This window comes from Bacillus sp. JJ664 (assembly GCF_036962205.1).
GTDB lineage: Bacteria > Bacillota > Bacilli > Bacillales > Bacillaceae_G > Gottfriedia.
Genome location: NZ_JBALMS010000005.1, coordinates 122,075 through 130,481, shown reverse-complemented (window position 1 = coordinate 130,481; position 8,407 = coordinate 122,075). Strand labels below are relative to the sequence as shown.

The following is an 8,407-nucleotide window of genomic DNA, read 5'->3' as shown; positions in this document are numbered from 1 at the left end:
GATTTAAATAATATAAACTATAGGAGAAATTTAACTAGTACAGAGATTAATAAAGTTGAAGCATAGAATAAAGGAAGCGCGGAAGTAAAAGAAGCAAATAAATAGACTTGGTGCATATCGATCAGGTAGTGGTAGAATAACTTTTGAAGTAAATCATAAGAACATTGCTAATGAATTTTAATACTAGGTTGTTTTCTCATTAAGAGACCGAAGTGTTACAATTATCTTTGAAATAGAGGGGAAAATGACTGTAAACTACGTGTCATTTGTGCAAGCAGTAGTTCAAGGGCATACCCAAAAATTTCGATTGCCTGAAGGGAAATCGTAAAGCCTGGAATTAATTATAAAGTGTCATCTGAAAGGCAGTAACGTAACAAGTGTTTCCTTTGTTGTTAAATGAAATTAGGCTTTAATAATAGTTGTCATTTATTTAAGGACAACCTTTCTTTTTAAGTTTTATTTATTTAGGAGTGATTGCATGTCAATCCGTTTGAGAATGTTATTATCTTATACAGCTATGTTAGTCGTAACAATTGGACTATTTATTATATCGGGGTTACTAATGATTTTAGCTATAACAGGAGATATGGGTAGTATCAAACACTTATTTGCAAATCATTATTCACATAAACCTATAACGGCTCAGGAGGAAAGCGTATTTTTAGATTTGAAATATTTAGCTTTGAAACAACCTGAACAGCTCTTAGATGAAGATACTTTAAAAGGATATGACGAACAGTTAAAGGACGTACCGTCAGCCCTTATTATTCGAAAGGGAAATTCATTTGTTTATAAAACAGATAAATTAAAATCGATCCATAGTGTGAAAAATCTTCCAAAATTTGAGCCATCTAATATTCATATTAGAGATACAATTAGTTACGGTAAGTATTATTTTTCTTATGTGAAATTTGATTTTTATTTTAATGATAAAGATTTAGGTAGCATTTTTGTGATAAAGAAAGTTAGTCCATACGTGGCTTTATCGAAGAATTTATTTCCAATCTTAATTGGTATATTACTTATATTATTAATTGTAACGAATGGCATATTAAACTTCTTGGTAACGAGAAGTATCGTAACACCCTTGTCTGCTTTAAAGCTCGCTACACAAAAAATTAGAGATGGAAACCTAAATTTCAAAGTGACAGCAAAATCAAATGATGAGATTGGACAACTAAGTGTAGCTTATGAAGAAATGCGTCAGAAACTAAAGGAATCAATAGATCTACAGTTAAAATATGAGGAAAATCGAAAAGAACTTATTTCAAATATATCCCATGATTTAAGAACACCAATCACAGCTATTAAAGGATATGTAGAAGGCATCAAAGATGGAGTCGCTGATTCTCCTCAAAAAATGGATAGTTATCTTTCAACAATTTATAATAGGGCAACTGATATGGATGCTTTAATTGATGATTTATTTCTATTTTCAAAATTAGATTTAAAGAAGATACAGTTTAATTTTGAAGAAATAGATATGGTACGCTACATTAACTATTTTATTGAGGAACTAAGCTGGGAATTTGAAGAACAGGGTATCGAAGTACGCTATCATACAAATGAAAACAACCACGAATTGGTTATTGCAGATAGGGAGAAATTAAAGAGAGTATTCGTTAATATCATTCAAAATTCGATTAAACATATGAAAAGTCATGAGAAAATAATAGAGTTCTCAATAGAAAATACTAATGAATTTATTAAGATTGAAATAAGGGATAATGGTAATGGAATAGAACCTACTTCTATACCTCATATATTTGATCGATTCTATCGAGCAGATAATGCTAGAAATGCTTTAACTGGTGGAAGTGGACTTGGTTTAGCTATTTCTAAACAAATCATTCATGAACATGGTGGGGATATTTGGGTAGAAAGTGAATTATGTAAAGGAACGAGTATATTTTTCACACTTCAATATGCCAAAAAAAGTGAGGGAAGTTAATTGAAAAAGATATTAATAATTGAGGACGATCCAAGTATCGGCGAACTTCAAAGAGACTATCTTGTAATCAATGGATTTAACGTAGAATTGGTCGCATCAGGAAAGGAAGGGCTTAACCAAGCTCTTTCGATTGATTACGATTTAATCATTTTAGATTTAATGTTACCTCACGTAGATGGATTTGAGATTTGTCGTCAAGTCCGCGCTGTAAAAGAAATTCCTATATTAATCGTCTCAGCTAAAAAAGAAGACATCGATAAGATTAGAGGTCTGGGCCTTGGCGCTGACGATTATATCATTAAGCCCTTTAGTCCGAGTGAACTTGTAGCGAGGGCAAAGGCACATCTAGCACGTTATGAAAGATTGAGCGGCAACAAGCCAGTTGAAAAAAAAGAAATTCGAATTAGAGGGTTAATAATAGAGGGAGCATCACGGAGAGTCTATGTTAATAATAAGGAAGTAAATCTAACTGCAAAAGAGTTTGAGCTATTAACATTTCTTGCAAAGCATCCTAATCGGGTATTTAGTAAGGAAGAACTGTTTGAACTGATTTGGGGATTCGACTTAGCGGGAGATATCTCTACTGTTACAGTACACATTCGAAAGATTCGTGGGAAAATCGAATTAACTCCCGCGAATCCACAATATATTGAAACAGTTTGGGGTGCAGGATATCGTTTTACTATTTAAATAGTAAACATAGAAATGATTTGATTGAAATTCTTGTGGGGCGTGAAAAGTTAGACCCCACAGGCGCAATTGCGCGAACGTTGACTCACCATCTATAGCCCCACAGAAAGCATCCTATAATTAAAATCATCGATCTTTTATATCATCTAAAACTTAATTACGATTTTCAATATACTCAACAATTTTTTCACATATCTCATGCGTAATCAATGAATCATCAATTGAAGGATTAGGTGTTTTATTCTGTCTTATACAGTCAATAAAATGGTCAACTATTTGGTGAAATCCACGCTTATATAGGGTAGGCTCCCAGTCGCCAAATTTCGTTATATTAACTTCATCTTGGTGATAATGTGTTGTTTCCACAAGGCTGTTTAATACAAACTTATGCTGATTGACCATATACTCAATTGTTTCTTCTGTTACGCCGCTATTCCTATTCATAATTCCGATCGCAGTACACTGTTCTCCTATTAATTGAAGTACGATATGATCAAGCTTTTCGTCATTTTTTAGATACTCAACTTTTATATCATTCACTGGTGTATCCATCAAATATCTAAGTGTATCCACGACATGAATAAAATCCTCTACAATAAATCTTCTAGTATAGTCAGGGGATGCATATCTATTTTTTTGCATAATCATTAAGCTCGGTTTTCCATGTTCCTTGAGCTCTTTGACTCTAGGAATGAATCTTCGGTTAAAACCAACCATTGCAATTTTACCTGCTTTTTTTGAAAGCTCGACGATTTGTGCTGTTTCCTCAAAATTCATTGAAATAGGTTTATCTATGTATACATGAATTCCGTTATTAAGTAGCGTTTGAGCTATCTCAAAATGAGCCTCTGTAGCGGTGCTGACAAATGCAGCATCGATATTTTTTGTTACCAACTCTTCAACAGTCTCGGCTGTTTCCCATATTCGGTATTTTTTTGCTAATTGATTTAACGTTTCCGTATTTCTAGTACAAAGCACCAACTCTAGATCTTCTCTTTCTGATAGAACAGGTAAGTAAGCTTTTTTAGAAATATCGCCTAATCCAATTATCCCAATCTTCATTTATTCACCCCACATCATACGTAATGAAACTATTTTACATAAATAAGTTTACTTTACTAAAGGAAGAGGAAGTAAGCAAATAAGTAGTCAGAACACTCTATTTTTTTAGCCCTAAATGATAGTATAATTAATTATTATACGTAATTTAAGATAAGGTTGGTTATGAATCATGATAAATGGGGTTAATGCAAAAGATGTTGCTAAACTTGCAGGTGTTTCACAGTCTTCTGTTTCAAGAGTGTTTTTTGGCGGGACACCTGTTTCTGAGAAGACGCGTAATAAGGTGTTATCTGCAGCAGAAGAATTAGGATATAATCCAAATGAATTTGCACGTAGTTTAATCACAAAAAAAACTAGAATTATTGGTCTTGTCATGAAGGGTGTAGAAAATCCTTTCTATCCACAGGTATTAAAAGAGTTTACGACAGCTTTTAAAAAGCTAGGTTATAGCATTCTATTTGTTCAAACGAACAATGAAGAAATTCAAAAAGAAGATATTGATATGCTATTAAACTATAATGTTGCCGGTATTATTATTACAGATGCAATGCTTTCTTTAACTGTGACAAATGATATTAAGAAAAATAAAATTCCACTAGTTTTATTTAATCGAAAAGCAGAAAAAAATGATTTCCTGTCTGTTTGTACAAATAATTTAGATGCTAGTCGCCAAATAGCTAATTTTTTACAACAAAAAGGCTGCTCAAATATGGTGTATATTTCAGGTGATCGAAACACATCAACGAGTAGGGATCGTGAACAAGGTTTTACTGAAACACTAGATAAGCACCAAGTAGAATATAAAATTTATGAATCTGATTATTCTTATGAAGGTGGATATCAAACAGCAAAGAGTATTGTACAAAAAGGCGAGATTCCGTCAGCATTTTTCGTAGCGAACGATATCATGGCAATGGGTGTATTAGACGCGCTCCGTAAACATTCTATTGAAGTTCCTTTAGCAACGAAAGTAGTTGGATTTGATAATATAGCTATGGCGAATTGGCCAATTTATAATTTAACAACGTGGGAACAACCAATTTCTAAGATGGTTGAAGAAACCGTAAATTATGTGATGGAAGAAATTGATAATTATTCTGGCATTGCTGGAAATATAGAAATTGAAGGGCAATTAATTGAAAGAAGTACAACATAAAGTGTTGACTTTTTGTTATTTTTAGAATATTCTCTACATATAGTTTTTGCATACGTATTCAAAAAAATGAATGCGTTTTCTTTTATCGAAAAATGAATACGTATGCAGAAAAGGGTAAAGGGGGTATTTATAATGGTAAAGGTAATTAAAGCTGGTAAATCGAAAGAGGAAGTATCTAAAAATGATTTGGAAGTTTCAAAAATAGTAGCGGAAGCAGTTAAAGAGATTGAAACTCGTGGTGATGAAGCAGTTCGTGAGTTTTCGATTAAATTTGATAACTGGTCACCAGAATACTTCCGTTTATCGAGTAAACAAATTGAAGAGATCATCTCTGAAGTACCAAAAGAAGTAATTGAAGATATAAAATTTGCACAAAAAAATATTCGTGAATTTGCTGAGGCACAATTGGCATCACTTCATGAAGTTGAGGTTGAAAATATTCCAGGTGTTATTTTAGGACATAAAAATATTCCTGTTAATAGTGTTGGTTGTTATATTCCAGGTGGGCGTTACCCAATGGTGGCGTCTGCACATATGAGCGTACTAACAGCAAAGGTTGCAGGTGTGAAGCGAGTGATTGCATGCACACCACCAATAAATGGAGAAATTCCGAATGCGACAATTGCAGCAATGTATTTGGCAGGTGCAGATGAAATCTATTTATTAGGTGGAATTCAGGCTATGGCAGCTATGGCAATTGGTACTGAAACGATTGATGCAGTTGATATGATCGTAGGTCCAGGTAATGCATTTGTTGCAGAAGCTAAACGTCAATTATATGGTCGTGTAGGAATTGATTTATTTGCAGGTCCAACAGAAACTTTAGTAATTGCCGATGAAACTTCAGATGGTGAGATCATTGCAACTGATCTTCTTGGTCAAGGTGAGCATGGTCCAACTTCTCCTTGCGCATTAATTACGACTTCTGAAAGAATTGCACATGAAACACTCGCAGAAATTGAAAGACAACTTAAAACACTGCCAACTGCCGATGTAGCGAGCGTTTCATGGAGAGATTATGGGCAAATTTTATTAGTTGATAGCATTGAAGAGGCTGTAATCGAAGCAGATAAACTTGCTTTTGAACATGTTGAGGTATTAACAGAGGATCCAAATTATTTCTTGGAAAATATGACGAATTATGGTTGTTTATTTTTAGGTCCAGAAACAAATGTTGCTTATGGAGATAAAGTAATTGGAACAAACCATACACTTCCAACAAAAGGCGCTGCTCGTTACACAGGTGGGCTTTGGGTAGGGAAATTTATTAAAACAGTAACTTATCAAAAAGTGAGCCCTGAAGCGACTGCTTACATTGGAGAATATGCTGCACGACTATGCATGATTGAAAACTTCACAGGTCATGCAGAGCAAGCATTATTACGCGTACGAAGATATGGAAACGGTGGGGAGAAGTGATGAAATGATTCTTGGATTTATTGGTTTGTTTGGTGGATTAGGTTTGCTAATCTATTCAACGATGAAAGACATGAATCTGCTTATAGTAGCACCTCTTTCTGCAGTATTTGTTTCAATCTTAAGTGGTCTTCCGCTGCTTCCCCAACTTGCTGAGGAAGGTACAGCTAAATTTGTGACGAATTATATGAATGGATTTGCAGGATTTATAACCTCCTGGTATCTCATGTTTTTAACTGGAGCTATTTTCGGAAAGGTAATGGAAGATAGCGGTGCTGCAGACAGTATATCAAAATGGAATGTTGATGAAATTGGAATGAAAAGGGCTGCTCATAATATAAATGTGAATGCTGTTGCACCGACATTTATAGAAACTGAATTAATATCTAAAATGTTTGAAGACGAAAAGTTTAAAAAGATATTTAGCATCTAATCTAGCCAATTTTGTAACAGGAGAAACAATCAAAGTTGATGGTGGTTGGACTGCGATTTAATTTTGAAAAGTCATGACAGGCTACTTACGTAAAAGAATCAAAAAAGTTCAACCATATAAAGGTTGAACTTTTTTCTTTTTAGTTTTCAGCTAGTTTTTTATTTAATGTTGTATTTGGTTGTTCTACTACTTCTTCAGCTGGTGTTGCTCGCTTAATAAAGAACGCAAGGACCAATGCCACAAGCGCGACAAATACTGTTACATAGAATGAGAAGTTAATTCCTTCTAACATTGCTTTCGCTGTAATTTCTTGTTTAATTTGAGCTAACATTTCAGGTGAAGGTTTAGTTGTTACATTTTTCATTGCATCCGCTGCTAAATCCTTAGCATATGATTCTGTACGGTTAGACATGATTGTAATTAATAACGCAGTACCAATCGCACCTGATACTTGCTGAAGTGTATTATTCATTGCAGTACCATGCGGATAAAATTGTTTTGGTAATTGATTTAATCCATTTGTTGAAACAGGCATCATTACCATAGACATACCAAACATACGTAATGAGTATAAGATGATTAAGTTTGTATATGTTGTATCCAAAGTTAGTTTGCTTAAGAAGTAAGTTGTTACTGTCATAATCGCTAAACCAATGACAGCAAGTATTCTCCCACCAATTTTATCAAATAATTTACCTGTGATTGGTGACATAATTGCCATTAAAAGCGCACCTGGTAGAAGCATTAAACCAGCATCAAATGGCTTAATTCCACGAAGTGTTTGAGTGTAAATTGGTAAAAGCATCATTGCAGAGAACATTGCCATTGTAACAACAATCGAAATCGCTGAAGACAAAGCAAACATTGGATAGCGATAAATTTTAAAGTTTAGCATTGGTTTATCAAGTTTTAATTGTCGAACGATAAATAAAACTAATGAAATTGCTCCGACGATCAGTGTTACATATACATACGGGCTATCCCAGCCTTTACTTCCAGCCGAGCTAAATCCATACAGTAATCCACCGAAACCTAAACTTGATAGCAATACAGATAAAAGATCTAAGCTACTAATTACTTTTTCTTTTTTATCTTTTAGTAAGAAAAAGCCAATAATTAGGATGATTAGAGCAATAGGTGTAACGAAATGGAATAACATTCTCCAATCGTAATGCTCAATTAACCAACCCGATAATGTTGGTCCAATTGCTGGAGCACCCATCATAACAAGTCCAAAGAATCCCATTGCCGTTCCTCTTTTTTCGATAGGGAAACTTGTTAACATAACGTTCATTAACAAAGGCATTAAAATTGCTGATCCTGAAGCTTGAATCATACGTCCCGCTAATAATAGAGGGAAAATATGCGCAAACCCTGCCGTAAGTGTACCTATATTAAATAAAAGCATTGCCGCAATGAATAAATGTCTAACTGAGTATTTTTGGATTAAAAATGCTGTAGTTGGTATTAAGATACCATTAACTAACATATAGCCAGTAGATAACCATTGAACTGTAGAAGGCTCTACATCTAAATCCTTCATAATTGAAGGTAATGCGATATTAAGTAAAGTATTATTTAAGAATGCAATAAAAGCCCCAATCATCAAGATTGTAATAATCCCGTATGGTGGACGTTTTTCCATGGACTGTACCATGAATTCCCCTCCTTTATACCTTTAGTATATTTTTTTGAACTG

At 34.0% G+C, this 8,407-nt stretch carries 6 protein-coding genes and 1 pseudogene; 5 read left to right on the top strand and 2 right to left on the bottom strand.

The annotated features are described in order from the left end of the window. The first annotated feature begins 478 nt into the window (after positions 1–478). Positions 479–1,951, top strand: coding sequence for a sensor histidine kinase (locus V7056_RS01200; RefSeq protein ID WP_499698533.1), 1,473 nt, complete (start codon positions 479–481; stop codon positions 1,949–1,951). After that, positions 1,952–2,641 (top strand): response regulator transcription factor, encoded by a 690-nt coding sequence (locus V7056_RS01195; protein ID WP_499698532.1) that lies wholly within the window; start codon positions 1,952–1,954, stop codon positions 2,639–2,641. It abuts the gene before it with no gap. A gap of 153 nt (positions 2,642–2,794) precedes the next feature. On the opposite strand, the gene V7056_RS01190 is transcribed toward V7056_RS01195, so the two are convergent. Further along, positions 2,795–3,703, bottom strand: coding sequence for a Gfo/Idh/MocA family protein (locus tag V7056_RS01190; protein ID WP_499698531.1), 909 nt, complete (start codon positions 3,701–3,703; stop codon positions 2,795–2,797). A 169-nt stretch (positions 3,704–3,872) separates the two neighbouring features. Between V7056_RS01190 and V7056_RS01185 the strand changes: the two genes are divergently transcribed. The 3 genes and pseudogenes from V7056_RS01185 to V7056_RS01175 form a co-directional block, all read left to right on the top strand. Continuing rightward, positions 3,873–4,859: a LacI family DNA-binding transcriptional regulator gene (locus V7056_RS01185; protein WP_499698530.1), complete on the top strand. Its 987-nt coding sequence runs from the start codon at positions 3,873–3,875 to the stop codon at positions 4,857–4,859. Positions 4,860–4,991: 132 nt separating this feature from the next. Further along, the gene (hisD, locus tag V7056_RS01180; RefSeq protein ID WP_499698529.1) at positions 4,992–6,278 is read left to right on the top strand and encodes a histidinol dehydrogenase; all 1,287 of its coding nucleotides are present in this window, start codon (positions 4,992–4,994) and stop codon (positions 6,276–6,278) included. 7 nt (positions 6,279–6,285) lie between these two features. Further along, positions 6,286–6,642 (top strand): annotated as a pseudogene (locus tag V7056_RS01175) (GntT/GntP/DsdX family permease); the annotation flags it as partial. A 205-nt stretch (positions 6,643–6,847) separates the two neighbouring features. Here V7056_RS01175 and V7056_RS01170 read toward each other — a convergent pair. Then, positions 6,848–8,365, bottom strand: a complete 1,518-nt coding sequence (locus V7056_RS01170) for a DHA2 family efflux MFS transporter permease subunit (RefSeq protein WP_499698528.1) — start codon at positions 8,363–8,365, stop codon at positions 6,848–6,850. Between the last annotated feature and the right edge of the window lie 42 nt (positions 8,366–8,407).